This is a genomic window from Protofrankia sp. CiP1_Cm_nod2, assembly GCF_920664355.1.
Lineage (GTDB): Bacteria > Actinomycetota > Actinomycetes > Frankiales > Frankiaceae > Protofrankia.
In genome coordinates this window covers 1-26,593 of record NZ_CAKKTL010000054.1, presented here as the reverse complement: position 1 = coordinate 26,593, position 26,593 = coordinate 1, and the positions used below count along the sequence as shown (strand labels likewise).

The 26,593-nt window shown below is 73.7% G+C and carries 20 protein-coding genes and 1 pseudogene; 18 read left to right on the top strand and 3 right to left on the bottom strand.

Features of this window, described 5'->3' with window-relative positions; genetic code table 11:
* The first annotated feature begins 990 nt into the window (after positions 1-990).
* The 9 genes from NBW84_RS08485 to NBW84_RS08445 all read left to right on the top strand — a co-directional run bounded on the left by NBW84_RS08485 (position 991) and on the right by NBW84_RS08445 (position 11,233).
* On the top strand, positions 991-2,040 hold the full coding sequence (locus NBW84_RS08485; RefSeq protein ID WP_250283364.1) for a MinD/ParA family ATP-binding protein: 1,050 nt from the start codon (positions 991-993) through the stop codon (positions 2,038-2,040).
* 207 nt (positions 2,041-2,247) lie between these two features.
* Positions 2,248-2,670: an SseB family protein gene (locus tag NBW84_RS08480; RefSeq protein ID WP_250283363.1), complete on the top strand. Its 423-nt coding sequence runs from the start codon at positions 2,248-2,250 to the stop codon at positions 2,668-2,670.
* 494 nt (positions 2,671-3,164) lie between these two features.
* Positions 3,165-3,680 carry a translation initiation factor IF-3 gene (infC, locus tag NBW84_RS08475; RefSeq protein WP_250283361.1) on the top strand — a complete coding sequence of 172 codons (516 nt, stop codon included), beginning with the start codon at positions 3,165-3,167 and terminating at the stop codon, positions 3,678-3,680.
* Positions 3,681-3,775: 95 nt separating this feature from the next.
* Positions 3,776-3,970 (top strand): 50S ribosomal protein L35, encoded by a 195-nt coding sequence (gene rpmI / locus NBW84_RS08470; RefSeq protein WP_250283359.1) that lies wholly within the window; start codon positions 3,776-3,778, stop codon positions 3,968-3,970.
* 374 nt (positions 3,971-4,344) lie between these two features.
* Positions 4,345-4,728, top strand: a complete 384-nt coding sequence (gene rplT, locus NBW84_RS08465) for a 50S ribosomal protein L20 (RefSeq protein ID WP_250283357.1) — start codon at positions 4,345-4,347, stop codon at positions 4,726-4,728.
* 50 nt (positions 4,729-4,778) lie between these two features.
* Positions 4,779-5,615, top strand: a complete 837-nt coding sequence (locus tag NBW84_RS08460) for a TrmH family RNA methyltransferase (RefSeq protein WP_250283355.1) — start codon at positions 4,779-4,781, stop codon at positions 5,613-5,615.
* Entirely contained in the window at positions 5,612-6,787 is a 1,176-nt protein-coding gene (locus NBW84_RS08455) for an ATP-binding protein (RefSeq protein ID WP_445548479.1), read from the top strand. The genes NBW84_RS08460 and NBW84_RS08455 overlap by 4 nt, the downstream gene beginning before the upstream one ends.
* Before the next feature lie 703 nt (positions 6,788-7,490).
* A complete protein-coding gene (gene pheS, locus NBW84_RS08450; protein WP_250283373.1) occupies positions 7,491-8,564 on the top strand; it encodes a phenylalanine--tRNA ligase subunit alpha in 1,074 nt (357 codons plus the stop codon).
* Positions 8,565-8,566: 2 nt separating this feature from the next.
* Entirely contained in the window at positions 8,567-11,233 is a 2,667-nt protein-coding gene (locus tag NBW84_RS08445; protein WP_250283353.1) for a phenylalanine--tRNA ligase subunit beta, read from the top strand.
* Between the two features lie 1,032 nt (positions 11,234-12,265).
* Here the strand turns inward: NBW84_RS08445 and NBW84_RS24160 are convergent.
* The 3 genes and pseudogenes from NBW84_RS24160 to NBW84_RS08430 form a co-directional block, all read right to left on the bottom strand.
* Positions 12,266-13,015: pseudogene (locus tag NBW84_RS24160) on the bottom strand (DUF692 domain-containing protein); the annotation flags it as partial.
* A complete protein-coding gene (locus NBW84_RS08435; protein WP_250283348.1) occupies positions 13,012-13,956 on the bottom strand; it encodes a TIGR04222 domain-containing membrane protein in 945 nt (314 codons plus the stop codon). The pseudogene NBW84_RS24160 and the gene NBW84_RS08435, both read right to left, overlap by 4 nt.
* Before the next feature lie 550 nt (positions 13,957-14,506).
* A complete protein-coding gene (locus tag NBW84_RS08430) occupies positions 14,507-15,679 on the bottom strand; it encodes an RCC1-like domain-containing protein (RefSeq protein WP_445548478.1) in 1,173 nt (390 codons plus the stop codon).
* 406 nt (positions 15,680-16,085) lie between these two features.
* Here NBW84_RS08430 and argC point away from each other — a divergent pair, with 406 nt between their 5' ends.
* From argC to NBW84_RS08385, 9 genes are all read left to right on the top strand, one after another.
* Complete coding sequence (argC, locus tag NBW84_RS08425; RefSeq protein ID WP_250283371.1) at positions 16,086-17,135, top strand: N-acetyl-gamma-glutamyl-phosphate reductase; 1,050 nt, start codon at positions 16,086-16,088, stop codon at positions 17,133-17,135.
* Positions 17,136-17,388: 253 nt separating this feature from the next.
* Positions 17,389-18,540 (top strand): bifunctional glutamate N-acetyltransferase/amino-acid acetyltransferase ArgJ, encoded by a 1,152-nt coding sequence (gene argJ / locus NBW84_RS08420; protein WP_250283344.1) that lies wholly within the window; start codon positions 17,389-17,391, stop codon positions 18,538-18,540.
* Positions 18,537-19,598 (top strand): acetylglutamate kinase, encoded by a 1,062-nt coding sequence (gene argB / locus NBW84_RS08415; protein ID WP_250283342.1) that lies wholly within the window; start codon positions 18,537-18,539, stop codon positions 19,596-19,598. The genes argJ and argB overlap by 4 nt, the downstream gene beginning before the upstream one ends.
* Positions 19,595-20,851 (top strand): acetylornithine transaminase, encoded by a 1,257-nt coding sequence (locus NBW84_RS08410; protein ID WP_250283340.1) that lies wholly within the window; start codon positions 19,595-19,597, stop codon positions 20,849-20,851. Before argB ends, NBW84_RS08410 begins: the two co-directional genes overlap by 4 nt.
* A gap of 118 nt (positions 20,852-20,969) precedes the next feature.
* Positions 20,970-22,004 carry an ornithine carbamoyltransferase gene (argF, locus tag NBW84_RS08405; protein WP_250283339.1) on the top strand — a complete coding sequence of 345 codons (1,035 nt, stop codon included), beginning with the start codon at positions 20,970-20,972 and terminating at the stop codon, positions 22,002-22,004.
* 167 nt (positions 22,005-22,171) lie between these two features.
* Positions 22,172-22,747: an arginine repressor gene (argR, locus tag NBW84_RS08400; protein ID WP_250283369.1), complete on the top strand. Its 576-nt coding sequence runs from the start codon at positions 22,172-22,174 to the stop codon at positions 22,745-22,747.
* 445 nt (positions 22,748-23,192) lie between these two features.
* Positions 23,193-24,395 (top strand): argininosuccinate synthase, encoded by a 1,203-nt coding sequence (locus NBW84_RS08395; RefSeq protein WP_250283337.1) that lies wholly within the window; start codon positions 23,193-23,195, stop codon positions 24,393-24,395.
* 164 nt (positions 24,396-24,559) lie between these two features.
* A complete protein-coding gene (argH, locus tag NBW84_RS08390; protein ID WP_250283367.1) occupies positions 24,560-25,951 on the top strand; it encodes an argininosuccinate lyase in 1,392 nt (463 codons plus the stop codon).
* Positions 25,933-26,593, top strand: a 661-nt coding sequence (locus tag NBW84_RS08385; protein ID WP_250283336.1) for a DNA-3-methyladenine glycosylase, incomplete at its 3' end; no start/stop codon positions are given. The genes argH and NBW84_RS08385, both read left to right, overlap by 19 nt.

Genomic DNA, 26,593 nt, shown 5'->3' with positions numbered 1-26,593 from the left:
CGGCCCGGCGGCGGCCGTGGGGACGGCGGCCCCCCGCGGCCTGGAGGGACGCGGGCCGGCATCGGCAGGCGGACGCAGCCGCATCCCACCCGCGGCGAGACCCGGCCGGCCGCCCACGGCGGCGAGCGGAACCACACCGGCCCCGGCATCCCCGGTCCTGGCATTTCCGGCCCCGGCGCTCCTGGCCCCGGCGCTCCTGGACTCGCTGGCTCCGCAGCCGGTGACCTCGCGGCCGGCGGCGCTGGCACCCGCGTCCCCGGGCCGGGCTTTTCCGGGGCTGGAGCTCCTGAGCCGGGCGTTCTCGGTCCTGGTGCCACGAGATCCGGCGTGGCTGGCCTCGGCATCCCCGAAGCCGACGCCCCCGAGCCTGGTGCTGCTGAAGGCGTCCGCACCGGATGGGGCAGTGTCGGGAGCGGACCAGCCGGCGTCGGAGCCGGCGGTAGCGGAGCCGGCGGAGTCGAGGCCACCTCGCCCGGGGCCAGCGAGGCCGGCGGAGCTGAAGGCCGTCTTGTCGGCTCCGGCGTTACCGGGGCCGGCCGCACCGGATCTGGCATCACCGGCTCCGGCGTCCCCGGCGCCGCCGCCCCGGACTCCGGCGTTGCCAGAGCTCCTGTGTCCGAAGCTCCCATATCCGAAGCCTCTGCGTCCGAGGCCTTTGCATTCGAGGCCTCTGCATTCGAAGCCACTGCATCCGACGTCCCCGTAGCTGGTGCCGCTGTCCCCGGGGGCGGTGGCGCCAGGGCTGCCGGTGACATCGGGGCCGTTGTCGTCAGGTCCGGCATCGCTGGTGCCGGCGTCATCGCGGCCGGCGCCAGCGATGCCGGCCAGGACGGATCCGAAGCCCAGGGGAGGACAGCCGTCGGAGCCGGCGGAGCCGGGATCCGACCGGGCACGGGGGGCTCAGGGGGTCGGGGAGGGCTCGAAGCGCCGGCCGCCACCGCCGGCCGTCCACCGGCGCGGGTGTCGGACGGGCCGGGCTGGACGCCGGACGTGGGCGAGTTCCGGGCGGCTGGCGCCGGCCCGGTCGCCGCGGGCCTGCCGCGGCTGCGGGCCACCGCGGCGGGGCGCCTGGCCGCCGGGCATGCTGGTCCCGACACGGTCGAGACCCGGTGCCGGTGGGTGCACGTCGGCGGGCTCGAGGGCGGTTGCGGACGTACGACGGTGACGGCTGGCATCGCGATGGCGCTCGCGGCGTCCCGCCGTGACCGGATCATCGCGGTGGACGTGTCCGCCGACCAGCCCGGGACGCTCGCCGCCCGGCTGGGCCCACTGGCCGGCCGGGGAGCGGGCCCAGCGCCTGGGCCAGGGGAGACCGCCCGCGCGGCGAGCGGGCTGCCGCCGCCGTCACCCGAGTTGCCCGAGTTACCCGAAATCCGCCGGTTCGCCGCCGGCGCCGGTGCGACGGGCGGGACGGGCCCGGCGGGCCCGCTGGTGTCGGCGCGGCCGCCGGGTGTGAGAGGGCTGGCGGGCCTGGTGGTGTCGGCGGGCCCGCCGGGCGCGGGAGGGCCGGTGGGCCTGGCGGGGCCGGCGCGGGCGGGCCTCGACGTCATGCTGGGAGCGGCGGGCGTGGACGCCGGCGGGCGCCCCGCCGAGGATGCCGGCCGGGTCGAGGAGGTCGGCCGGGCACTCGACGCCGTCGGGGAGTGGTACGAGGTGGCGCTGCTCGACAGCCCGCCGGGCTGGAGCCGTCCGCTGCCGGCGGCGCTGCTGGCCCGGGCCGACACCCTGGTGCTGACCGTGCGTGCCAGCACGGTGGCGCTGTCGGCGGTGGACGGCGCGCTGGACGCGCTCGCCGGCACCGGCCGGGGCGAGCTGGCCGGCTCCGTGACGATCGCGGTGGTGGAGACCGTCCCGACGCGGTGGCCCGGCCGCGCGCGCCGCCGGCTGGCGCGGCTGGCGGAGCGTGCCCACACCATCGTCGTCGTCCCGTTCGACCCCGTGCTGACCGATGGCCGGGCGGCGGCCTGGTCCGACCTGCGGCGCCGTACCCGGGCCGCCTTCGGCGAGCTCGCCGCCGCGGTGGACCCCGTGGCCGGTTGATCTTCCCCGGGGGGCCGGAGGCCGCCCGCGGTGACCGCGCACCGGCGCCTGCGGGCCGTGGCGGCAACAGGACGGCGGGGAGGAGCGAGCAGGTGGCGCATCGAGTCGTGGCGTCCGGAACGTGTCGGTGCGTATGCGCCGAGGGTGTGCGCGGGAGACGCGCGCCCGGAGCGGGCGGGGATGCGTGAGGATGCGTAAGGTCGAGCGGTGAAGCGGGAGCTGCTGACCCCCTCCGGCCAGGGTGACCAGGGCGGTGCCGACGAGGCGCTGCGGGCCGCTCTCGCCGGCGGGGACGAACCGGCGGTGGCGGCGGCGCTGGCCGGTGCGCGGGTCTTCGTCGCGATCGAGGCGCGCCTGGTGGAGGCCGACGGCGGCACCGGGGCGGAGAAGACCTCCGAGATGGTCCTGGTGACGTTGCGGGTGCCGTCCGGCGCGACCGCGATCCCGGCCTTCAGCGGCGTCGACGCCCTGGCCCGGTGGCGGCGGGCGGCCCGGCCGGTGCCCGTCCCGGGGCGGCTGCTCGGCGCGGAGGCGGTACGGGCGGGCCACCGCGCCATCGTGCTCGACATCGCCGGCCCGGTCATGGCCACCATCGACGGCGACCTGCTGCACCAGCTCGCGGCCATGTGAGGGCGTACCGCGGACCGCGTGTGGAGTGCGTCGAGGGGAGTGCGGGGAGCATCGGGGGGCGTGTGGGGCGCGCCGGCGGGCGGCGCCCGGCCGGTGGCGGTGGGCCGGTGCGCGTGTGACAGGGTTCACGCTCGTGTGACGACGGGCCCGGCCGGTGGGGCTGGCGTCCCATGGTCAGGTGATCGTGGTATCCGGCTCGTTCTGCTACGCTGTCGGTCGACCGCTTGTTATCCGGACCGGGGCCCGACAACGGCCCGGTCCTGTGACAAGGCCAAGCGGAGGCTTGCCTCCCACCCGATGTCGTTGCCGGCGCAGGATGCTGTTGCCGGTACAACGGCCGGGTCGCCGGTCGGCCGAGCCGTTGTATGACGGCGTGTCGGTCGGGTGTCCGGGTCATCCGGGCGCAGGGCTCCGCAGCGGCAGGTCGTGCCCGCGCGTCGAGTCACGGAGGGAACCACATCAGCGTAGAGTCCCGCATCAACGACCGGATCAGGGTGCCCGAGGTGCGCCTCGTCGGCCCCGAAGGCGAACAGATCGGCATTGTCGCCATCGCCGAGGCGATGCGGCTCGCCCAGGAGGCCGATCTTGACCTCGTCGAGGTCGCGCCGACGGCCCGGCCGCCGGTCTGCAAACTCATGGACTACGGGAAGTTCAAGTACGAGTCCGACCAGAAGCGTCGCGAGGCTCGGAAGAACCAGGTCCAGACGGTCATCAAGGAGATGAAGCTCCGGCCGAAGATTGATCCGCACGACTACGAGACCAAGAAGGGCCACGTGGTGCGGTTCCTGCGGGCCGGGGACAAGGTCAAGATAACGATCATGTTCCGTGGCCGTGAGCAGTCCCGGCCCGAGCTGGGCATCCGGCTGTTGCAGCGGCTGTCCACGGACGTCGCGGATCTCGGCTATGTCGAGGCCCAGCCCAAGCAGGACGGCCGGAACATGACCATGGTGATGGCTCCGCACAAGGGCTCCCGGCCCCAGCGCGTGCCAGAGCCGGCCGCCCGGGCCTGACGACCGACGCCCGACCGCCGACGACCCGACTGTCCAGCGCGCTCAGTCACAGATCAGTCAGAGATCAATCACCGCTCGATTACAGGACTTCTCAGATGCCCAAGACGAAGACCCACACCGGTGCGGCCAAGCGGTTCCGGATCACCGGTTCCGGCAAGGTGGTGCGCCGCCGGGCGAACCGCAACCATCTGCTGGAGCACAAGTCCAGCCGGCGCACCAGGCGGCTGTACAACGAGGTGACGCTCAGCCCGGCGGACGAGGGACGCATCAAGAAGCTGCTGACACGCTGACCTCGCCGGCCCCCGGCGGCCCCTGACGCGTAAGCCGCCGGCTTACCTCGTTCGGGGTGATGCCGAGGCGTCCGAGGTACTGATCCCTTTCGGGGGAGGTGCTACGGGCCCCCGGCGGCGCGAAGAATACGCTCATGCTGTCTCCGGCCGCTGGCCGGCCGCTCCCACCGACCGGGAGCCGCGCCAGCCGGTGCCGTGCGACGCGGCGTCGCGCGACCGGGCACAGCGTGACCTGGCACCGGGCGACAAGGTGCCGTGTGACGCGGTGCCGCGCGACCGGTTGTCGCGCGACGCGGTGCCGTGCGGTGTTGCGTAATGCGGTGTTGCGTGATTGCGGTGTTGACAGCCACGACCGAAAGAGAGTTCTCCAGCTCATGGCAAGGGTCAAGCGGGCGGTCAACGCCCAGAAGAAGCGCCGGACGGTCCTGGAGCAGGCCAGCGGGTACCGGGGCCAGCGCTCCCGGCTGTACCGCAAGGCCAAGGAGCAGGTCCTGCACTCGATGACCTACTCCTACCGCGACCGGCGGGCCCGCAAGGGCGACTTCCGCCAGTTGTGGATCACTCGGATCAACGCCGCGGCGCGGCAGAACGGGCTGACCTACAACCGGTTCGTCCAGGGGCTGCGCCTGGCCGGCGTGGAGGTGGACCGCAAGATCCTCTCCGACCTCGCGGTGACGGACCCGGCGGCGTTCACCGCGCTGGTCGAAGTGGCGCGAGCCGCCCTGTCGGCGGCCCCGCAGCAGCCCCAGGCGGCCTGAGGGGGCTGCCGGACAGCTTTCTCCCGCGCCCCTCGGTTCCGCGTCCCTCGGTGGCTTCGGACCCGCCCGCTGGCCCGCGTTCGGCGCGGGTGCTCGCCGCGCGGCGCCTGCGCCGTCCGGCGGTCCGGCGTGCCCGGGGAGAGTTCCTGGTCGAAGGACCGCAGGCGGTCGCCGCCGGGCTCGCCGTCGGGGCGCTGCGGGAGATATTCGTCGGCTCGTCCGCGGCCGGCCGCTACGGGGAGCTCGTCGGCGCGGCGAGCGTACCGGTGCGGGTCGTCTCGGACGAGGCGGTGGCGTCCCTGTCGGAGACCGTGACCCCGCAGGGGGTGGTCGCCCTGGCCGAGCAGCCGCGCCACCGCATCGCCGACCTCGCCGCGCCCCGGCTCGTGGCGATCTGCGTCGACACCCAGGACCCGGGCAACGCGGGGACGATCGTGCGGTCGGCGGACGCCGCCGGCGCGGACGCGGTGGTCTTCGCCGGCTCGTCGGTGGACCCGTTCGGCGGGAAGGCGGTCCGCGCGTCCGCGGGCAGCGTCTTCCACCTGCCGGTCGTCACCGACATCGGCGTGGCCGAGGCCATCGGGCAGGTCAGGGCACGTGGTTGCCGTATCGTGGCGACCACTCCCTCCGCCCCGCGGGACATCGACACCGCGCAGGACGCGGGGGAGCTGGACACACCCACCGGATGGCTGTTCGGTAACGAGGCACGAGGTTTGCCGCGCGCTACCGTAGTGTCCGCGGACGCGGTACTTCGAGTACCGGTGTACGGTCAGGCCGAGTCGCTGAATCTTGCGGTGGCCACGGCGATCTGCCTGTACGCGTCAGCGCGCGCACAGGCGAGGCTCGGATCCGGCGCGGCAGGCGTCGGGGGAGGTGAACGGCTGTGACGCACACGGTCACGTCGGCTCCCGACCAGGCCCGCAGGCCAGAGGTCGACGGGGATGCGCTGTCCGCCCCCGGCCCGCGGGCGGACGGGGTGGGCCGCCGCGAGGCCGCCACCGCCCAGCCACCACCCACGCTGCCGATGAACTGGGACGACCTGCCGGACGGAATCGTGATCCTGGACCGCGAGGGCCGGATCGAGGTGTTCAACGCGGCCGCCGCCAGGATCACCGGTGTGCCCGCGACCGTGGCCCCGGGCCGGCATCTCATCGACGTCCTGCCGCTGCTGGACGAGCGGGGCAACGACTGGTGGGAGTGCTCGCGGGTCACCCGCGGCCTGCCGAGGGTGACCGGCCAGCCCGAACGCCGTCTCACCCTGGCCCGCCCGGGTGACGAACGCGACCTCAACGTCACTGTTCGTTACGTCCGGGTGGACGGGCAGCTGGCGCACGTCTCGCTGTCCCTGCGGGACACGGCCAGCCGGGAGCGGATGGAACGCAACCGCGCCGACCTGGTCTCGACCGTCGCCCACGAGCTGCGCTCGCCGCTGACGAGCGTCAAGGGCTTCACCGCCACCCTGCTGGCGAAGTGGGACCGTTTCACCGAAGAACAGAAGAAGCTGATGCTCAACACCGTCAACACCGACGCGGACCGGGTGACCCGGCTGCTCGCGGAGGTGCTCGACGTCTCGCGGATCGACTCCGGCCGGATCCAGATGCGCAAGCAGATCGTGGACCTCGGGCAGACCCTGCGCCGGGTCGTCGACGGCAAGATCGCGGCGGGTGAGGCCACCCACGACCGGTTCGTGGTCCGCACCGAGGGCGAGCTGCCCGAGATGTGGCTCGACTCCGACAAGATCGAGCAGGTGCTGCACAACCTGGTGGACAACGCCCTGCGGCACGGCGCCGGCACCGTCACCATCGTCATGCGCGGCACCCCGGGCGGCGCCGAGGTCAGCGTGGCCGACGAGGGCGAGGGCGTGCCCGAGGCGAGCGCCTCCCGGGTCTTCACGAAGTTCTGGCGCGGGGCCACCCGCGGGAACGGCACCGGCCTCGGGCTCTACATCGCCCGGGCGCTCATCGAGGCCCACGGCGGGAGCATCACGGTCGGCCGGGCGCCCGGCGGCGGCGCGGAGTTCCGATTCGTGGTGCCCGCCGGGGCACCGGTCTTCGCCTGACCGTCCCCGCCCGCCCGCCGGCCCGTCCGGTCCGTTGCCAGACCCGGCGGCGGGGACGGCCCGATACGGGCGGACGGTCGTCCGACCCGACGCGAGGAGCGGTAACCACCCGGCGGGCGCCCCGGCCGGGGCCCCGGCCGTGCCGAGCCCACCCGGCCAGGGGGCATCGGCCTGACGACCAGCTTGGATCAAACCTGGATCAGGCTGGCGGCCTGCCCGCCGCGTGCGGACTTCCCATACCGTGGCGGGGAACCGGTGCGGGCCCCAACCGGCACCACCGGCAGCCCCGGACCCGGACACAACAGACGTGACACGGACATACGTGACACAGGCACACCTGACATAGACACACCTGACATAGACACAGACGCAGAACACACCGCCGGCGGACAACCGCCATCGACGAGCAACACCATCAACGAGGATGACCAGCGTGCCCCCGTCCACACAGAGCGCCGACCCGCACCGGTCGGACGTGCCCGACCCCTCGGCAGCGAGCGCCGGCGGCGACCCCAGCTCCAGACGTACCGGTCCGGAGCACGCCGGTCCGGTACGTCCGAGCGCGGACCGTCCCGAACCAGGCAGTGCTGCCTCGAACAGCGCTGTTCCGGACCGTGCTGCCTCGGAGCGTACGGAGCCGGACCGTCCCGATCCACGTCCCGGCTCGCAGCGTCCCAGCTCGCAGCGTGGCGACCCGGCGTCGGTGGATCCCGGCGCGCTCGGCCCCGACCGCCTCGAGCAGGTGCGCCTCCAGGCGTCCGCCGCGATCGCCACCGCGGGCGACCTCGACGAGCTCGCCGCGCTGCGGACCCTGCACCTCGACGGCCGGGGCGCACCCCTGGCGCTCGCCCGCCGCGCGCTCGGCGCACTGCCCCCGCCCGAACGGGCCGAGGCCGGCCGCCGGCACAACGCCGCCACCGCGGCGATCCGCGCGGCCTACGAGGCCCGGCTGGCCGAGCTGACCGCCGAGCGGGACGCCCGCGTCCTCGTCGAGGAGCGCGTCGACGTCACCCTGCCCGGCACCCGCCGGCCGCTCGGGGCCCGCCATCCGCTGTCCGCCCTGTCCGACCATCTGGTGGACGTGTTCGTGGCGATGGGCTACGAGGTGGCCGAGGGGCCGGAAGCCGAGCACGACTGGTTCAACTTCGAGGCGCTGAACCTCGGCCCGGACCATCCGGCCCGCAGCTCGCACGACACCCTCTACGTCGACCCGGTGGGCAGCGGGCTGCTGCTGCGCACGCACACCTCACCGGTGCAGATCCGCACCCTGCTGTCCCGTCCGCTGCCGGTGTACGTGGTCTGCCCGGGGCGGACGTACCGTAACGACGCGGTCGACGCCACGCATTCGCCGGTGTTCGGCCAGCTCGAGGGCCTGGCGGTGGACGAGGGCATCACCATGGCCGACCTGCGCGGGACGCTGGAGGTCTTCGCCCAGGCGCTGTTCGGCTCGGGGCTGGCCACCCGGCTGCGGCCGTCCTACTTCCCGTTCACCGAGCCGTCGGCCGAGCTCGACGTCGCCTGCTTCGCCTGCCGGGGCGAGCCGGCCCGCCAGCCGTGCCGGGTGTGCTCGGACGAGGGCTGGATCGAGGTCGGGGGCTGCGGGATGGTCGACCCGAACGTGCTGGTCGCCTGCGGGGTCGACCCGGCCCGCTACAGCGGGTTCGCGTTCGGGATGGGCCTGGAACGCGCCGCGATGATCCGCCACGACGTCCACGAGATCCGGGACTTCGTCGACGGGGACGTCCGCTTCGGCCTCTCGTTCGGGACGGGGAACTGACCATGAAGATCGTGATGTCGTGGCTGCGGGAGGCCGTCCCGGCCCTGCCGCCGGCGAAGGCGGTAGCCGACGCGCTCATCCGGGCCGGTTTCGAGGTGGAGGCCGTCGAGCCGGTCGGGCATGACCTTGCCGGCGTCGTCGTCGGCGAGGTGGTCTCGATCGAAATCGTCCGGACGAAGAAGAAGGATGTGCGCTGGGTGCAGGTCCGGGTGGCTGAGGCCGCCACCCGAGGGGTGATCTGCGGCGCGTTCAACTTCGCCGTCGGTGACCGGGTGGCTGTCGCCCTGCCCGGCGCGGTGCTGCCCGGTGGTTTCACCATCACCGCCCGCAGGACCTACGGACAGCTCAGCGAGGGGATGATCTGCTCGGCCAGCGAGCTGGGCATCGGCGACGACCATGGCGGGATCCTCGTCCTGCCGCCCGACACCCCGGTGGGGACCGACGTCGCCGAGCTGCTGGACCTCGCCGACGACGTGCTGGACATCGCCGTCACCCCGGACCGCGGCTACGGCCTGTCCGTGCGCGGGATCGCCCGGGAGGCGGCGGCCGCGTTCGGGCTGCCCTTCGACGACCCCGCCGAGGCTGCCTCTGTGCCCGTGCCCGCGGGCCGCGGCGATGATCGCGAGCGCGCGGTGCCGGAGCAAACCGCGTCCGGCCAAACCGCGTCCGGACAGGCCGGAGCTGGACAGACCGGAGCTGGACAGGACGCGGCAGGGTATCCGGTCGTGGTGGAGGACACCGCCGCCTGCAGCCGCTATGTCGCCCGGGTCGTCACCGGGGTCCGGCCGGACGCGGTGACACCGTTGCGGCTGGCCCGGCGGCTCGCCCTGTCGGGCATGCGGCCCATCTCGGTACCGGTCGACGTCACGAACCTGATCATGCTGGGACTGGGGCAGCCGCTGCACGCCTTCGACCGGGCGAAACTGTCCGGGCCGATCGTGGTGCGCCGCGCCCGCGAGGGGGAGCGGCTGGTCACCCTCGACGGCGTCAAGCGTGAACTCGACCCGGAGGACCTGGTCATCGCCGACGGCTCCGGGCCGGTGGCGCTCGCCGGGGTCATGGGCGGTGCCTCCACCGAGATCTCCGCCGACACCACCGAGATCCTCATCGAGGCGGCCCACTTCGACCCGGTCGCGGTGGCCCGCACGGCCCGGCGCCACCAGCTCGGGTCCGAGGCGTCCCGCCGGTTCGAGCGCGGCGTCGACCCGGCGCTCGCGCCGGCGGCGGCCCACGCCGCTCTGCGCCTGCTCACCGAGCTCGCCGGCGCCACCGCCGAGGCCGGGGTGACCGACATCGATCACCGTCCGGCGCCGCGTCCCATCACCTTCCCGTTGGCCGAGACGGCCCGTCTGGGTGGGCGTCCCTATCCGGCGGAGATCGTCCGTCGGCGGCTGGCCGAGGTCGGCTGCGCGGTCGCCGACACCATCACCGGTGCCGGCACCGGTGATGGTGTCGGCGATGGCACCGAGGCCATTGCCGACGCCGTTGCCCCCGCCGGGGCCGACGGCGACAGTGTCGGTGACGGCGCGTTGCTGGTCGTCCCGCCGTCCTGGCGTCCCGACCTGACCCGGCCCGCCGACCTGGTCGAGGAGGTCATCCGCCTGGAGGGGTACGACACGATCCCGGTGACCCTCCCGCGGCTGCCCGCGGGCCGCGGCCTCACCCGGGGCCAGCGGATACGCCGGGCGGTCGGTACCGCCCTCGCCCACCAGGGCTACGTGGAGGTCCTGACCGTCCCGTTCGTCGGGGACGACACCCCGGACCGGCTCGGGCTCACCAGCGACGACACCCGGGCGGCGGTGGTCCGGATCGCCAACCCGATCGCCGAGGACGCCGCCAACCTGCGCACCACCCTGCTGCCGGGGCTGTTCGCCGCGGCCATCCGCAACATCGGCCGGGGGCAGGCCGACCTGGCCCTGTTCGAGACCGGCCTGGTCTTCCGCGCCACGGCCACGGCCGCCACCCCGCCGACTCCGGCGGTCGACCGCCGGCCCGACGACGCCGAGATCGCCGCGCTCAACGCTGTCCTGCCCGAACAGCCCAGGCTGGTGGCCGTCGTCCTGACCGGCCGTCGCGAGCCGGCCGGCTGGTGGGGCCCGGGACAGCCGGCGACCTGGCAGGACGCCATCGACGCGGCGCACACCGTCGCGGCGGCCACCGGTGTGGACCTGACCGTGACGGCGGACGCGCTGACCCCGTGGCATCCGGGCCGGTGCGCGCGCCTGTCGGCGGACGGCCAGGTGGTCGGGTACGCCGGGGAACTGCACCCGCGCGTGATCGCGGCGTACGGGCTGCCGGCCCGGGCCTGCGCCATGGAGCTCGATCTCGACACGGTGATCGAGATCGCGTTGGCGCGCCCGCCGGTCACCGCCCCGGCAGTGTCCACCTACCCGCCGGCCGACCGTGACATCGCGCTGGTCGTCGAGGCCGGCGTGCCGGTGGCGCGCGTCACCGAGGCGTTGCGCCGTGGCGCCGGTGACCTGCTGGAAGCGCTGACCCTCTTCGACGTCTACGAGGGATCCCAGATAGGTGAGGGGAAGCGGTCACTCGCGTTCGGCCTGCGGCTGCGGGCGGTGGACCGGACGCTGACCGCCCAGGAGGCCAACGCGGCGCGGGACGTGGCGATCGCCGAGGCCACCCGGCTGACCGGCGCCGTCCTACGCACCTGACCTGGTTTCGACCGGCCTGGTTCCGGCAGATCCCGACCCTGAGCTGGCCGGCCCCGGTTCGACGTTTCGACCGGGGCCGGGGCCCTCGCCGGGTCAGCAGCCCTCACCGTGCTGGCCGTCTTCGCGGTGTCGGCCGCCGCGGTGTCAGTCGTCCTCGCGGTCGAGGCCGAGGACACGGGTTCCTACGAACGGCACTCGTACCGCGACGAGCGGACGCCCGCTGCCGCGCCGGTCCATGGCGACTGCCAGCCGTCGGCGTGCCAGCGCTGCCAGCAGCTGCTCGGCCCGCGCCTCGCGGTCGAGATCACTCCGGACAGCGCGGGCGAAGGCCACCCCGTCGGCGTACGCCCCGGCGGGTGGGCGGCCGTCCGCGAACGCGGCGAACCTGACGCGGAAGTCGGGCAGGCAGGACAGCGCCGGCCAGGCCCGGGCGGCCGCGTCCGCGCGTTTGCGCAGCAGCGCGGCCCTGGTCGACGCGACCCGCCCGTGGCCGAATCCGGCGGGGGCCGGCCCACCGCCAACCAGCGCACGGACGAGCTCGCCCTGTGTCTGCCGCAGCCCACCCGCAGTACCACCGTCCCGGGTATCACCGTCCCGCTCGGCACCGCTGTCTGGCCTGGCATCGATGCCGTCTGGGCTGGGGCTGCCACCTGTGCGGGTATTCCTGCCCGGTTCTGTCCCGCCGTCCGGTCTGCTGTTTCCGGCTGGTCTGGTATTGCCGACCAGGCTGACATTTCTGGCCGGCCTGGTGTTTCTGCTTGGGCTGGTATTTGCGTTCGGTCCGGAATTGTGGCCGGCCGCGGCGGCAATGGTGTTCAGCTCGCCGGTGAGCTCCCACACGGACGGGTAGCGGCCGTCGCGTTCAAGCATGATCGCCGGTATTCTGCCGAAGCCCGTGGCCGCGTGGCTGGAACGGTTGTGCCGGTCGGAGCATCCGGAATATCCCGAATGATCAACATGGTGCTCGTTCGTTTTCTGCGGCTGTGGCTGCGACTGTGGTCCCAGCTCCGGGTTCCGGGCCGGGTCCGGCGGGGGTGGGTTCCGGTCTGCCCAGCGGTCGGCTACCGCATGTATCAGGTCGAGGACCTCACGGGTGACGGGGTGGGTGTGGGTGTCGTGGTAGAGCCCGCCGCGTACCGTCCCACCGGCCACATGGATGTAGGCGACGCGCTCCCACGGCAGCGCGTCAAGGAAGCGGTGTGGGTCGACCCCGTGGTTGATCTGGTCGGCGCGCAGGTTGGCGAGGTCGAGCAGGAGCAGCGCGCCGGTGCGCTCGGCCAGCTCGGTGAGGAAGCCGGCCTCGTCGAAGTCCGCCTCGGGCCAGCGCAGCAGAGCGGCCGGATGCTCCAGAGCGAGTGGTACCGCAAGCTCGGCGGACAGCGCCCGCACGTTCGCGGCCAGCACGTCCATGGCCTCGCGGGTGCGTGGGACCGGCAGCAGGTGGCCGGCTTCGAGGCCGCCGGCCCGTACGAAGGCGACATGTTCGCTCACCAGGGGTGCTCGCACCCGTTCGGCGACGGCGGCCAGGTGCGCCACTCGTGCCGGCTGGAGCGGTTCGGTGCCGCCGAGCCCGAGGCCGACGCCGTGCGGCACCACCGGCATGCCACGTTCGACCAGCTCGTCGAGGCCGGCTGGCAGTGGGCCGTGGGTGTGCAGGGTCTCGGCTATTACTTCGACGAACCCCAGATCCTTCCGTTCGGTGATGAACGCGGCGAGTTCCGGCCGCCAGCCGATCCCCAGCCCTCGCGGCAACGTGCCGCTGGCCCGTCCAGAAATGATCATCCGCCGCATCCGCCGCCACCGCATCCTCCGCCGCCGCCACACCCGCTGCCGCCGCCACCGCATCCCCCTCCGCCGCCGCATCCGCTACCGCCACCACCGCAGGAGGAGCTACCGCCACACGACGACCCACTGTCCGAGGAGGACCCGCCGTCCGAGGAGGAGCTGTGCGAACTCCCGGAGGAGGTGGCGACGAACGGCAGGCCGAGCTGCCGGGCGAGCAGGGGGTCGGTCCGCCACAGCACGACCGGGCCGAACAGCGCCACGGCGACCCCACGCTGCCCGGGAATTCCGCCCAGGCCCAGACTCCGCGCGAGCGTACGGGCGTCCCGCAGGAGCCGGCGCCCGGCGTGCGTGGTCCGCGGGACGATCGTCACCGCGATGGCGGCCATGGACATCATGAACGCCGCCGGCAGGTAGAAGAAGGCACCGAGGTCACCGGCCACGACGGCGAACGGGATGCCGGCCACACCCAGGACCACCATGATCAGAAAAGTTCGGCGTAACCGTCGGAGCCTGCGGGCCTGTTCCGCGGACGGCACCAGGCGTGCCGCCTGTAATCCGGCGCGGGTGGCCTGTGCGGCCGGGCTGCCCGCGACGGCCCGCTGGACGTGGGCGAGCCGCATCTCACCCGCCGTGGCGATGACGTCATACACCGTACGAGTGATGGGATGCCCGCCCTCCGGTGGAGGGCCGGCCGCGACGAGTACGGAGCGCCGGCTGCCCGGGGCGACCCGGCCCTCGTCATGCAGGGCGACGACCGCCGCCTCGACCGCCCGCCTCGCCCCGCCGGCGAGGAAGCCGAGATCGTCGAGGGGGAGGCTGCGCGGGTCCACGGGCGGTACGTCATGGGAACGCGACAGGACGACCCGTGCACCGATGATGACGATCAGCAGGATCAGCAGGATCAGCAGGAGCGCCAGGTAGGCGCCGAAGAACGTCACCGTGGCCCCGTCCGGTACGACGAACCAGCAGCGACCACCGGTCCGGCCGGAACCCGGGCCACGCGCCCGGTGGTCGCGTACCGCGCCGTTGCCCGCCGTGCCACTACGCGCCTGCCGGCCGGGAGGTCGGCGGTGAGCGTGGCGAATGTGGCGGTCGCTGTCGCCATATCGCGTTCCTCTCCGATTCTCAACGTCCCGCTCCTGTGTGTAGGCCCGTGGCCGGGCCCGGACTGCCTGTTCCGGTGCTGTCCGTTTGCTCCGGTGGTATCTGACAGCGTCGACCGTCCGGCGCGGCCAGGGTCAGGAGTGTCCGGCTTCCGACGCCGTGGGGACCTGGACCTGGTCCCGGTCTTGCATCTGCTCTCCGGCGCCGGCTTTCCGGGTGCGGTCGAGGCTGAAGCGATAAAGCGATAAAGCGATAAAGCGATAAAAAGAGGCTGAGGCGACAAAGTTGTCGCCTCAGCCTCAACGGACGTGGGGGCTGTGTCATGCCGCCCCGACGGTCAGCTGTTTCGTGTCTCCGTATCCGTGATCTGATTATCCGGTTCGGTCAGCGGTCCCACCGGCCGACCACCGCATACCCGGCGAAGTCGCCGGCGGCGATGGCGCTGACGCCGGTGAGGCCGGAGACCGGGACGGGTATCGGGCTGTAGAAGGCCGCACTGCCGTTGCCCAGCTGGCCGAAGTTGTTCAGTCCCCAGGCCCGGACGGTGCCGTCGAACCGCAGCGCGTACCCGGTGAGGCCGCCGGCGGCGATGGCGGTGACGCCGGTGAGGCCGGAGACCTGGACGGGTACCGGGCTGTTGGTGGTGGTGCCGTTGCCCAGCTGCCCGAAGCCATTGCCACCCCAGGCCTGGACGGTGCCGTCGAACCGCAGTGCGTACCCGGTGCGGTCGCTGGCGGCGATGGCGGTGGCGCCGGTGAGGCCGGAGACCTGGACGGGTACCGGGCTGTTGGTGGTGGTGCCGTTGCCCAGTTCGCCGTTGCCGTTGTAGCCCCAGGCCCGGACGGTGCCGTCGAACCGCAGTGCGTACCCGGCGAAGCCGCCGCCGGCGATGGCGGTGGCGCCGGTGAGGCCGGAGACCTGGACGGGTACCGGGCTGTTGGTACCGGGACCGGAGGTGCCGTTACCCAGTTCGCCCTCGTTGTTGTAGCCCCAGGCCCGGACGGTGCCGTTCCGGCGCAGCGCGTACCCGGTGAAGTTGCCGGCGGTGATGGCGGTGACGTCGGTGAGGCCGGAGACCTGGACGGGTAGCGGGCTGTTGGTGGTGGTGCCGTTGCCCAGCTGCCCGGAGCTGTTCAGTCCCCAGGCCCAGACGGTGCCGTTCCGGCGCAGCGCGTACCCCGTGGCCTCACCGCCGGTGATGGCGGTGACGTCGGTGAGGCCGGAGACCTGGACGGGTAGCGGGCTGTTGGTGGTGGTGCCGTTGCCCAGCTGCCCGGAGCTGTTCAGTCCCCAGGCCCAGACGGTGCCGTTCCGGCGCAGCGCGTACCCGCTGTTCCCTCCGCCCGCGACGGCGGTGACGCCGGTGAGGCCGGAGACCTGGACGGGTACCGGGCTGTTGGTGGTGGTGCCGTTGCCCAGCTGCCCGAAGTCATTGCGGCCCCAGGCCTGCACTATGCCGCTACGCAGCCGGATGTCCCAGCCGGGGGTCGTGCCCGACACTCCCGGGGAGGCAACAGCCGCCGCCGGCAGGGCCACCGCCCCGACTGTGGCCGTCACTGCCGCCGCCCATATTCCGATCCGCCATCGTCGACGAGACATCTCTGCTCCTCAGAACCGGTGGGTGTCGTCATCTACACCCAAACATCGCGGAGGGTAGCAAGAAAATTACTCCGAGTGTTCATATGGCTGCGTGTCATTGTGTGTCGCTACGTGTTCGCACGCCAGCATGTTTGTGTTGTTGTGTGTCTGCTCGGACGCGCTCCTGGTGGTCGTGTCGGGGCTCGGGCCCCGGGGCGGCTGGCGCAGGGCCCGTCCTGGTCCGGCGGGCGACCCGGCGTCGCCCGACGGGGTGCGGGGTCTGGCGGCCCGGCGGGTGCCGGGAGGAGCTGAGGAAACGCCGCGCCGCAACTTCCCACGGCAAGGTATTGCATGTTCATGAAATGCTATGTATAAGTTTTCAGTCATGGGGATGACAGCGGCGGTGGCCGGGGCCAGTGGGTACGCGGGCGGGGAGCTGCTGCGCCTGCTGCTCGGGCATCCGGAGCTCGAGATCGGCCCGCTGGCGGCGGGCTCGTCGGCCGGGCGCGACGTCACCGAGATCCACCCGCACCTGCCCGGCCTCGAGGGCCGGGTCTTCGTCGACACGTCGGCCCTTGCCGGGGCCGACGCCGACATCGTCTTTCTCGCGCTCCCGCACGGCGCGTCCGCCGCGGTGGCGGCGACGCTGCCGGCCGGCGCCCGCGTCGTCGACCTGGGTGCCGACCACCGGCTCGTCGACGCCGAGGCCTGGCGCCGGGCCTACGGCGGCGAGCACGCGGGCGCGTGGACATACGGGATGCCGGAGCTGCCAGCGGCACGGGAGGCGATCCGGACCAGTGACCGGGTGGCGGCCCCCGGCTGCTATCCGACCGCGGTCACCCTCGCCCTCGCCCCGCTGCTGGCCGCGGGGCTGGTCGAGACCGAGGACGTCGTCGTCGTGGCGGCCAGCGGCACCTCGGGCGCCGGCCGCTCACCCAAGGCGAACCTGCTCGGCAGCGAGGTCATGGGCGACCTGACCGCCTACAAGGTCGGCAGCCACCAGCACCGCCCGGAGATCCTCCAGGCCCTCGGCGGGCTGGTCGACACGCCCGTGTCGATGTCGTTCACCACGGTGCTCGCGCCCATGCCGCGCGGCATCCTCGCCACCTGCACCGCCCGCCTCCGCGGAGAAGGCACCGGAAAAGGCGCCGAGGTGACCACGGACGCCCTGCGCGGCGCGCTGCTCGCGGCCTACGCGGACGAGCCGTTCGTGCGGGTCCTGCCGCCGGGCCGCTGGCCCCACACCTCGGCGGCTCTCGGCGGCAACGCCGTCCACCTGCAGGTCATGGCGGACGAGCAGGCGGGACGGGCGGTGGTCGTCGCCGCCCTCGACAACCTGTGCAAGGGGGCCGCGGGCCAGGCACTGCAGTGCGCGAACCTCATGCTCGGCCTGCCGGAGACAACGGGACTGACCGCACAGGGGGTGGCCCCGTGACCAGCCCCACCGCCGACGCTCACCCACGGGCGGAGACCTGCCTGCGGGCGGGCATCCGTCCGTGGGCAGGAACAGGAATCCGCCTGCGGGCAGGAGACGGCCGGGCAGGTGACAGCCATGGGAAAGCAGGCGGTAGCGCAGAAGCGGACGGCTCGCCGAAAACGGATGGCAGTCGTCCACGGGCGAGTCACGGCCGTCCAGCGGCACCGCATAATCATCGGCGGGCAGGAGGCATGATCGTGAGGATCGGATCGTGAGTGTCACGGCGCCGGCCGGTTTCCGGGCCGCGGGCGTGGCGGCCGGGCTCAAGCCCTCCGGCCGTCCGGACGTCGCCCTCGTCGTCAACGACGGCCCCCTCGACACGGCCGCGGGCGTGTTCACCCGCAACCGGGTGCAGGCCGCGCCGGTGCGGTGGTCCCGGCAGGTGCTCGTGGACGGCCGGCTGCGGGCGGTCGTGCTGAACTCCGGCGGCGCCAACGCCTGCACGGGCCCGGCCGGCTTCGCCGACACCCACCACACCGCCGAGCACACCGCGGCCCTGCTCGGGCTGGGTGCCGGTGAGGTCGCCGTCTGCTCGACCGGGCTGATCGGGATACGCCTGCCCATGGACCTGCTGCTGCCCGGCGTGGCCAAGGCGGTCACCGAGGCGGCGGCGACCGGTGGCGCCGCCGCCGCCGAGGCGATCCGCACCACCGACACCGTCAGCAAGCAGGCGGTGCGCGCGGCGGCGGGGGTCACGGTAGGCGGGATGGCCAAGGGCGCCGCCATGCTCGCGCCGGCGCTCGCCACGATGCTGGTGGTGGTGACCACGGACGCGGTCGTCGACCCGCCGACCGCCGACCAGGTGCTGCGGGACGCCTGCCGCACCACCTTCGAGCGGGTGGACTCCGACGGCTGCATGTCCACCAACGACACCGTGCTGCTGCTGGCCAGCGGCGCGTCCGGGGTGCGTGTCGACGCCGGGACGCTCGGCGGGCTGGTGACCGGCACCTGCGCCGACCTGGCCGGGCAGCTGGTCGCCGACGCCGAGGGCTCGACCAAGACGATCGCGGTCACCGTCACCGGCGCGGCCGGTGAGGACGACGCCCTCGAGGTCGGCCGGGCGGTGGCGCGGTGCAACCTGCTCAAGTGCGCGCTCTATGGCAACGACCCGAACTGGGGCCGGGTGCTCGCCGCGGTGGGGACCACCCGTGCCGCGTTCGAGCCCGACGCCGTCGACGTCGCGATCAACGGGGTGTGGGTGTGCCGCGACGGTGCCCCGGGCGAGCCGCGCGAGCTCGTCGACCTGACCGGCCGGGAGGTCGCCATCCGCATCGACCTGCACGCCGGCGGCAGCGAACTGACGGTCCTGACGAACGACCTCACCGACGGTTACGTCTACGAGAACTCGGCGTACTCGACGTGAGCGCCGTACCCGCCCTGGGCCGGCCGGCGACGCTCGCGCGGGGCCATGCCGCCCTGGCCAAGACCCAGGTGCTCATCGAGGCGCTGCCCTGGCTGTCGCGCTTCCACGGCGCCACCATCGTGATCAAATATGGCGGGCACGCGATGAAGGACCCGGCGCTGCGCGAGGCGTTCGCCGCCGACGTGGTCTTTCTGCGCTACGCGGGTCTGCGGGTGGTCGTCGTCCACGGCGGCGGGCCGCAGATCACCGCGCATCTCGACCGGCTGGGAGTCGAGTCGGTGTTCGCCGGCGGGCTGCGGGTGACCACCCCGGAGACGATGGAGATCGTCCGGATGGTCCTGGTCGGCCAGGTCAACCGGGACGTCGTCGGGCTGGTCAACCACCACGGCCCGTTCGCCGTCGGCCTCTCCGGCGAGGACGCCAACCTGTTCACCGCCCGGCGGCGCCTGGCGGTCGTGGACGGCGAGGAGATCGACATCGGCCTGGTCGGCGACGTTGTCGAGGTCGCCCCCGAGACGGTGACCGCCCTGCTCGGCTCCGGCAAGGTCCCGGTGGTCGCCACGGTGGCCCGCGGGATCGACGGCGGGGTGTACAACGTCAACGCCGACACCGCCGCCGCGGCGCTCGCCGCCGCGCTCGGCGCGGCGAAGCTGGTCATCCTCACCGACGTTGAGGGGCTGTACGCGGACTGGCCACACAGTGACGAGGTGATCAGCGAGCTGACCGCCGGTGAGCTGGCGGACCTGCTGCCCACACTGGCCAGTGGCATGATCCCGAAGATGGAGGCGTGCCTGCGGGCGGTGCACGGCGGTGTCCCGCAGGCGCACGTCCTCGACGGCCGGGTGGCGCACGCCGTCCTGCTGGAGGTCTTCACCGACGACGGCATCGGCACCCTGATCACACCGGACGCCGCCCCGGCGGTGGCCGCTCCCGCGCCGCCCGCCCGCCGCGCCGCGGATCCGAGCATGCCAACCCCTGCCGCGGGGACAGCAACCCCTGCCGTAGGAACAGAAACCTCTGCCGTAGGAACAGACCCCGCCACGGGAGGAGCCCTGTGAACGACGATCTGCTCAACCGCCGGGACGCTGTGATCATGACGGCCTACGGCCGGCCGCCGATCGCGCTCGAGCGCGGGGCGGGGACCAGGGTGTGGGACGCCGACGGGCGCGCGTACCTGGACCTGATCGCCGGGGTGGCCGTGAGCGTCCTCGGGCACTGCCACCCGGCCGTGCAGGAGGCCGTCCGCGACCAGATCGGCCGCCTGGGCCACGTGTCCAACCTGTACGTGAACGAGCGGCAGATCGTCCTGGCCGAGCGCCTGCTGGGGCTGCTCGGCGGCGCCGACGGCCGGGTGTTCTTCTGCAACTCCGGGGCGGAGGCCAACGAGGCCGCCATCAAGATCTCCCGGCGGACGGGCCGCGAAGAGATCGTCGCGGCCGAGGGCTCGTTCCACGGGCGGACCCTGGGCGCCCTGTCGATTACCGGCCAGCCGTCCAAACGGGCGCCGTTCGAGCCGCTGCTGCCCGGCGCGCGTTTCGTCCCCTACGGCGACGCCGCGGCGCTGGCGGACGCGGTCGGCGAGCGCACCGCCGCGGTGTTCTTGGAACCGACGCTGGGTGAGGGCGGCGTGGTCGCGCCGCCGGCGGGCTACCTGAAGGCGGCCCGCGAGATCTGCGACCGCGCCGGCGCGCTGCTCGTCCTGGACGAGGTGCAAAGCGGTATCGGCCGGGCCGGCGCCTGGTTCCTGCACCAGGTCGAGGGCGTCGTCCCGGACGTCGTCACCCTCGCCAAGGGGCTCGGGGGCGGCCTGCCGATCGGGGCCTGCGTCGGCTTCGGCCCGGCGGGGAAGCTGCTGCGTCCCGGTGAGCACGGCAGCACCTTCGGCGGGGGGCCGGTCGTCTGCGCCGCCGCGCTCGCCGTGCTGGACACCATCGAGCGGGACGGTCTGATCGACAACGCGGTGCGGGTGGGGGGCCGGCTCGCCGACGGGATCCGCGGCGCCGGCGCCGCGGGCGTGACCGGGGTCCGCGGCCGTGGGCTGTGGCTGGCGATCGAGCTCGACGCGCCGTTCGCCGCCGCCTTCGAGACCGCGGCCCGGCAGGCGGGCTTCCTGGTCAACGCGGTGAGCGCGGACGCGGTCCGGCTGGCCCCGCCGCTGGTGCTCTCGGCCGCGGATGCCGACGAGTTCGTCGCCGCGCTGCCGGCCATCGCCGACCAGGCCGTGACCTCCGCCGGCGCGGACGGCACCGGTGGCGGTGCGGCCGCCGGGCCGTCACGGTCCACCAGCGGACGTTCTAAGGTCAGCGCATGACGGTGCACCCCGACAGCGTCCCGCGCGCGGGAACCCGGCGTGTCGCGAAGCGGCATGCCGGGGATACGGCCCCGCGCCCGCCGGCGCTCCCCGCCATGTCCGCCCTGGACGCCGTCTCATGACGATCCGGCACTTCCTCCTCGACACCGACCTGACACCGGCCGAACAGACCGCCATCCTGGACGCGGCGGACCGGCTGAAGGCGGCCCGCCGCACAGGCGACCGTTCGGGCAGCGGCGGGCCCGGGCCGCTCGCCGGCCGGTCGGTGGTCCTGCTGTTCGAGAAGCCCTCCACCCGGACCAGGCTGTCCTTCGACGTCGCCGTGGCCGAGCTCGGTGGGCACCCGGTGGTGGTGGACGCGGCGAGCACCCAGCTCGGCCGGGGCGAGTCCATCGAGGACACGGCCACCGTCTTCAGCCGGTACGTCGACATGATCGTCATACGGACGTTCGCGCAGGAGCGGCTGGAGCGGCTGGCCGCGGCCGCGTCGGTGCCGGTGGTCAACGCGCTGTCCGACCATGCCCACCCGTGCCAGGCGCTCGCCGACCTGCAGACGATCCGGGAGCGGAAAGGCGCCCTGGCCGGCCTGACCCTGGCCTATCTCGGGGACGGGAACAACGTCGCGCACTCGCTGGTCCTCGCCGGCGCACTGGCCGGGATGCGGGTGCGGGTCGCCTCCCCACCCGGGTACGAGCCGTTCGAGCAGGTGGTCCGGCAGGCCAGCGAGATCGCCGCCAGCACCGGCGGGGAGATCGTGGTGACCCACGACCCGCTGGTGGCCGCCGCCGGCGCGGACGTGCTCTACACCGATGTCTGGGCGTCGATGGGCCAGGACGACCAGGGCGAGAGCCGGTCGCTGGTCTTCCAGCCGTACCAGCTGGACGAGAAGGCGGTCGAGGCGGCCGATGACGACGTGATCGTCATGCACTGCCTGCCGGCGCACCGCGATCTGGAAATCGCCGGTTCCGTGATCGACGGCCCCCGCTCGGTCGTCTTCGACCAGGCCGAGAACCGGCTGCACGCGCAGAAGGCACTCCTGTCCTTCCTCCTGGATCCGTCCCTGCTGGACGAGCCCGACCAGGCCGCCGGCCGGGCGGGTGACGCGGCGGCGCACCCGTTCCCCACCGCGCTGACCGGGCAGAGCACGCCATGACGGGCCGCCGGGGTCATGCCACCGCGACCACCCAGGTGGCCGGGGCCACCGCCGCCCAGGTGGCCGGGGCCACCGCCGCCATCCAGGTGGCGGAAGCCACCGCGGCAGCCCGGACGGCCGGGGCGCGGGGGCCCGAGAGCATCGTGGCGGCGCAGCCGCCCACGGCGGTGCGGCACGCGGCCGTGCCGCTGACCAAGCACGCCCGCCAGGTCAGGCTCGCCGCCCTGATCGCCCGGCAGCCGGTGCGTTCGCAGATGGAGCTGGCCCGGCTGCTGGCGGCCGAAGGCGTCCAGGTCACGCAGGCGACGCTGTCACGCGACCTGGAGGATCTCGGCGCGACCAAGGTGCGCAGCCCGCAGGGCGGGCTCGTCTACGCCGTCGACGTCAACCTGGCGCCGGCCGAGTCGGTGCGGCTGCCGCTGGGCCGGCTCTGCGAGGAGCTGCTGGTCTCGGCCGAGGCCAACGGCGACCTGGTGGTCCTGCGGACCCCGCCGGGTGCCGCGCAGCTGTTCGCCTCGGCCCTGGACCGCGCGTCGCTGCCGGAGGTCATGGGCACCATCGCCGGCGACGACACGGTGCTGGTGGTGTGCCGGTCAGCCCAGGTGGCCGCCGGCGGCCCGCCTGCCGCCGGTGCCGTTCCCACCGGTCCCGAGCTGGCCGCCCGGCTGCTCGGCCTGGCTGAGGGCCGCACCAGCGACGCCTTCGTCGGCCTGGTCGGCCCCGGCTCCGCCCCGGGCGGCTGACCGGCCGGTTGGCCGGGCGCGCTCAGCCACGACGGCCGGCCGTTCTTCAGCCGCCTGACCGGCGGGGGTGTTGGTCAGACAGCTCGGAGGCGTTCCACAATCGATCAATGGCCCGTGATCGAGCTTCGCCGAAGCGTGAAATCATGAAAGTGAGGGACGGACGGTCGTCGCGGTAGCCGTTTCCGTACCCACCTTTCCCGACCGAAGAGCTCTCCCGGCCGGAACAGGACGGGGACCACCCACCGGTGCTCCAGCTACGGGCCCGGACGACACCGGCCCCGGCGGCAGCCGTTGCCGGAGCTGCCGGAGCTGGGCACAACGCCTGACGGGCGCACCGGCGCCTGGCGGCACAACTGCACAACCGCTCGGGAGCACACCCCGGGAGCACACCCCGGGAACACACCCCGGGAACACGGAAAACGCAGAGAGGAAAGGTTGATCAGCGGTGACTGACCGCGTGGTACTGGCATATTCGGGTGGTCTGGACACGTCCGTGGCCATCGGGTGGATCGGCGCCGAGACCGGTGCGGAGGTCGTGGCCCTGGCCGTCGACGTCGGCCAGGGCGGTGAGGATCTCGAGGCGATCCGGCAGCGTGCCCTGACCTGCGGGGCGGTGGAGTCGGTCGTGGTCGACGCGCGGGAGGAGTTCGCCCGCTCCTTCGTCGCCCCCGCCATCCGGGCGAACGCCCTGTACATGGACCGCTATCCGCTGATCTCGTCGCTGTCACGGCCGGTGATCGTCCGCCACCTGGTGGAGGCGGCGCACACCTTCGGCGCCGGGGCCATCGCCCACGGCTGCACCGGCAAGGGCAACGACCAGGTGCGTTTCGAGGTCGGCGTGATGGCACTGGCACCGGAGCTGAAGGTGCTGGCGCCGGTACGCGACTCCGGGATGACCCGGGACAAGGCGATCGCCTTCGCCGACGAACGCGGCCTGCCCATCGACGTGACGGCACGTTCCCCCTACTCCATCGACCAGAACCTGTGGGGACGCACCGCCGAGTGTGGCGTGCTCGAGGATCCGTGGGCACAGCCGCCGGAGGACGTCTTCGTCTACACCGCCGACCCGACGCTCGCGCGGGACCCGGACGAGGTGACGATCGGTTTCGCCGATGGCCTCCCGGTCTCCCTCGACGGCCGCGCACTGCCGCTGCCGGAGCTGGTCGCGGAGCTGAACACCCGCGCGGGCGCGCAGGGCGTCGGGCGGATCGACCTGATCGAGGACCGGCTGGTGGGGATCAAGAGCCGGGAGATATACGAGTGCCCGGCGGCGATCACCCTGCTGACCGCCCACCGTGACCTGGAGGACCTCACCCTCGAGCGTGACCTCGCCCGGTTCAAGCGCGGGGTGGACCAGCGCTGGGCCGAGCTGGTCTACGACGGCCTGTGGTACTCGCCGTTGCGGGCCGCGCTGGACGCGTTCGTCGACAACGCCAGCGTCCGGGTCAGCGGCGACGTGCGGATCCGGCTCGCCGGCGGGGTCGCCCAGGTGGTGGGACGGCGCAGCGATGCGAGCCTGTACGACCACGCGCTGGCGACCTACGACGCCGGCGACCAGTTCGACCAGCGCGACGCCCGCGGCTTCATCGACCTGTGGGGCCTGCCGAGCAAGGTGTGGGCCGCCCGGGAACAGCGGCTGTCGCGGTGAGCGTGTCGGCATCCCAGCCACCGACGGCCTCCGAGCCGGCCGTGCCCGAGCCAGGCGCGTCCCAGCCGGCGACCGAGCCGACCGTGTCCCGGCCGGGGCCCGAGCCGGCAGGGCCCGCCTCGTCGGCATCCGGATCCGGGTCCCCGTCCTCGTCGCCGACGAGGTTGTGGGGTGGGCGTTTCGCCGGCGGCCCGGCGCAGGCGCTGGCCCGCCTGTCGGTCAGCGTCCAGTTCGACTGGCGGCTGGCCCCCTACGACCTGCGGGCCTCCGGCGCCCACGCCCGGGTGCTGCACCGCGCCGGCCTGCTCGACGACGGTGAGCTGGCCGCCATCCTGGCCGCGCTCGACGACCTGTCGGAGGCGGTGCGTACCGGCGGCTTCCGCCCGACCGTGGACGACGAGGACGTGCACACCGCGCTGGAGCGGGGGCTGCTCGAACGCCTCGGCGCGCTGGGGGGCAAGCTGCGCGCCGGGCGCAGCCGCAACGACCAGGTCGCCACCGACCTGCGGATGTACCTGCGGGATCATGCCCGCCAGGTGGCCGCCCGCCTGATCGAGCTCCAGCAGGCCATCGTCGACCAGGCGGCGGCGCACGTGGACACCCCCGCCCCCGGGATGACCCACCTCCAGCACGCCCAGCCGATCTCGTTCGCCCACCAGCTGCTGGCGCACGTCCACGCGTTCGCCCGGGACGTCGACCGGCTGCGGGACTGGGACCGCCGCGCCGCCGTGTCCAGCCTCGGGGCGGGGGCGTTGGCCGGCTCCTCGCTGCCGCTGGATCCGCACGGCGTCGCTGTCGAACTGGGTTTCGACTCGGCGTTCGAGAACTCCATCGACGCCGTCTCCGACCGTGACTTCGCCGCGGAGTTCCTGTTCGCGGCCGCGCTGATCGGCGTGCACCTGTCCCGGCTCGGCGAGGAGATCGTCCTGTGGACCAGCCGCGAGTTCGGCTGGGTCGAACTGGACGACGCCTTCGCCACCGGCAGCTCGCTCATGCCGCAGAAGAAGAACCCGGACGTCGCCGAGCTCGCTCGGGGCAAGTCCGGCCGTCTGATCGGGGCGCTCACCGGGCTGCTCACCACGCTCAAGGGGCTCCCGCTGGCCTACGACCGCGACCTGCAGGAGGACAAGGAGCCGGTGTTCGACGCGGTCGACACCCTCCTGCTGGTGTTGCCGGCGACCGCCGGGACGGTGGCCACGATGCGGGTGCGCCGTCAGCGCCTCGCCGAGGCAGCCCCGGACGGGTTCGCGCTGGCCACGGATGTGGCCGAACACCTCGTCCGCGGCGGGGTGCCCTTCCGGGAGGCGCACGAGGCGGTCGGGCAGCTGGTGGCCTGGTGCGTGGCGCACGATGTCGGCCTCGAGGATGTCGGCGCCGAGCAGCTGGCGGCCATCAATCCCCGGCTGACCCCGGGCGTGCGCTCGGTGCTGTCCGTCCAGGGCGCGCTGGAGGCCCGGTCGGCCCCGGGCGGGACGGCACCGGCCCGGGTGCGCGAGCAGCTGGCCGCGGTCACCGAACGCCTGCGCGGGGACCGCGAGTGGGCGGGAGGCGTCTGAGCGTCGCGGACCGGCGCTTCTACGCGCGGCCGCCGCTGGACGTCGCCCGCGACCTGCTGGGCGTCCGGCTGTGCCGAGGCGGGGTCGTCGTCCGGCTGACCGAGGTCGAGGCCTACGGCGGCCGGGACGATCCCGCCTCGCACGCGTTCCGCGGCCCGACCCCGCGGTGCGCGGTGATGTTCGGGCCGCCCGGGCACCTGTACGTCTACTTCGTGTACGGGATGCACTGGTGCGTGAACATCGTGTGCGGGCCGCCCGGCGCGGCGGCCGCTGTCCTGCTGCGTGCGGGTGAGGTGGTCGAGGGGGCGGCGGACGCCGTGCGCGGCCGTACGCACCTGCGCCGGGCGGAGCTGGCCCGGGGCCCGGGAAGGCTCGCCCGGGCGCTGGCCGTCGACGGCTCCCTCAACGGCGCCGACCTCGTCCCCAGCGTCCCCAGCGTCCCTGGCGCTCCTGATCTCCGCGGCGTTTCCTCCGTTGTACCCAGCCCCTCCGACATTCCCGGTGCTCCTGATGCCGGCGGCCCTGGCGGTCCCGGCGGGCGTGCCGTGCCGTGCGTGCTGCCCGGCCTGCCCAGGGCGTCCACGGGCGGGGGTGCACCCGGGGGAGGAGCACTCGTGCTCAGCGCCGGCCCCTGGATCGACG

What these genes read in the sequence shown, in the direction of transcription:
- rpmI (WP_250283359.1), top strand. Translation starts at nt 3,776, where the DNA reads ATGCCCAAGACGAAGACCCACACCGGTGCGGCCAAGCGGTTCCGGATC.
- rplT (WP_250283357.1), top strand. Translation starts at nt 4,345, where the DNA reads ATGGCAAGGGTCAAGCGGGCGGTCAACGCCCAGAAGAAGCGCCGGACG.
- NBW84_RS08445 (WP_250283353.1), top strand. Translation starts at nt 8,567, where the DNA reads ATGAAGATCGTGATGTCGTGGCTGCGGGAGGCCGTCCCGGCCCTGCCG.
- argC (WP_250283371.1), top strand. Translation starts at nt 16,086, where the DNA reads ATGGGGATGACAGCGGCGGTGGCCGGGGCCAGTGGGTACGCGGGCGGG.
- argF (WP_250283339.1), top strand. Translation starts at nt 20,970, where the DNA reads ATGACGATCCGGCACTTCCTCCTCGACACCGACCTGACACCGGCCGAA.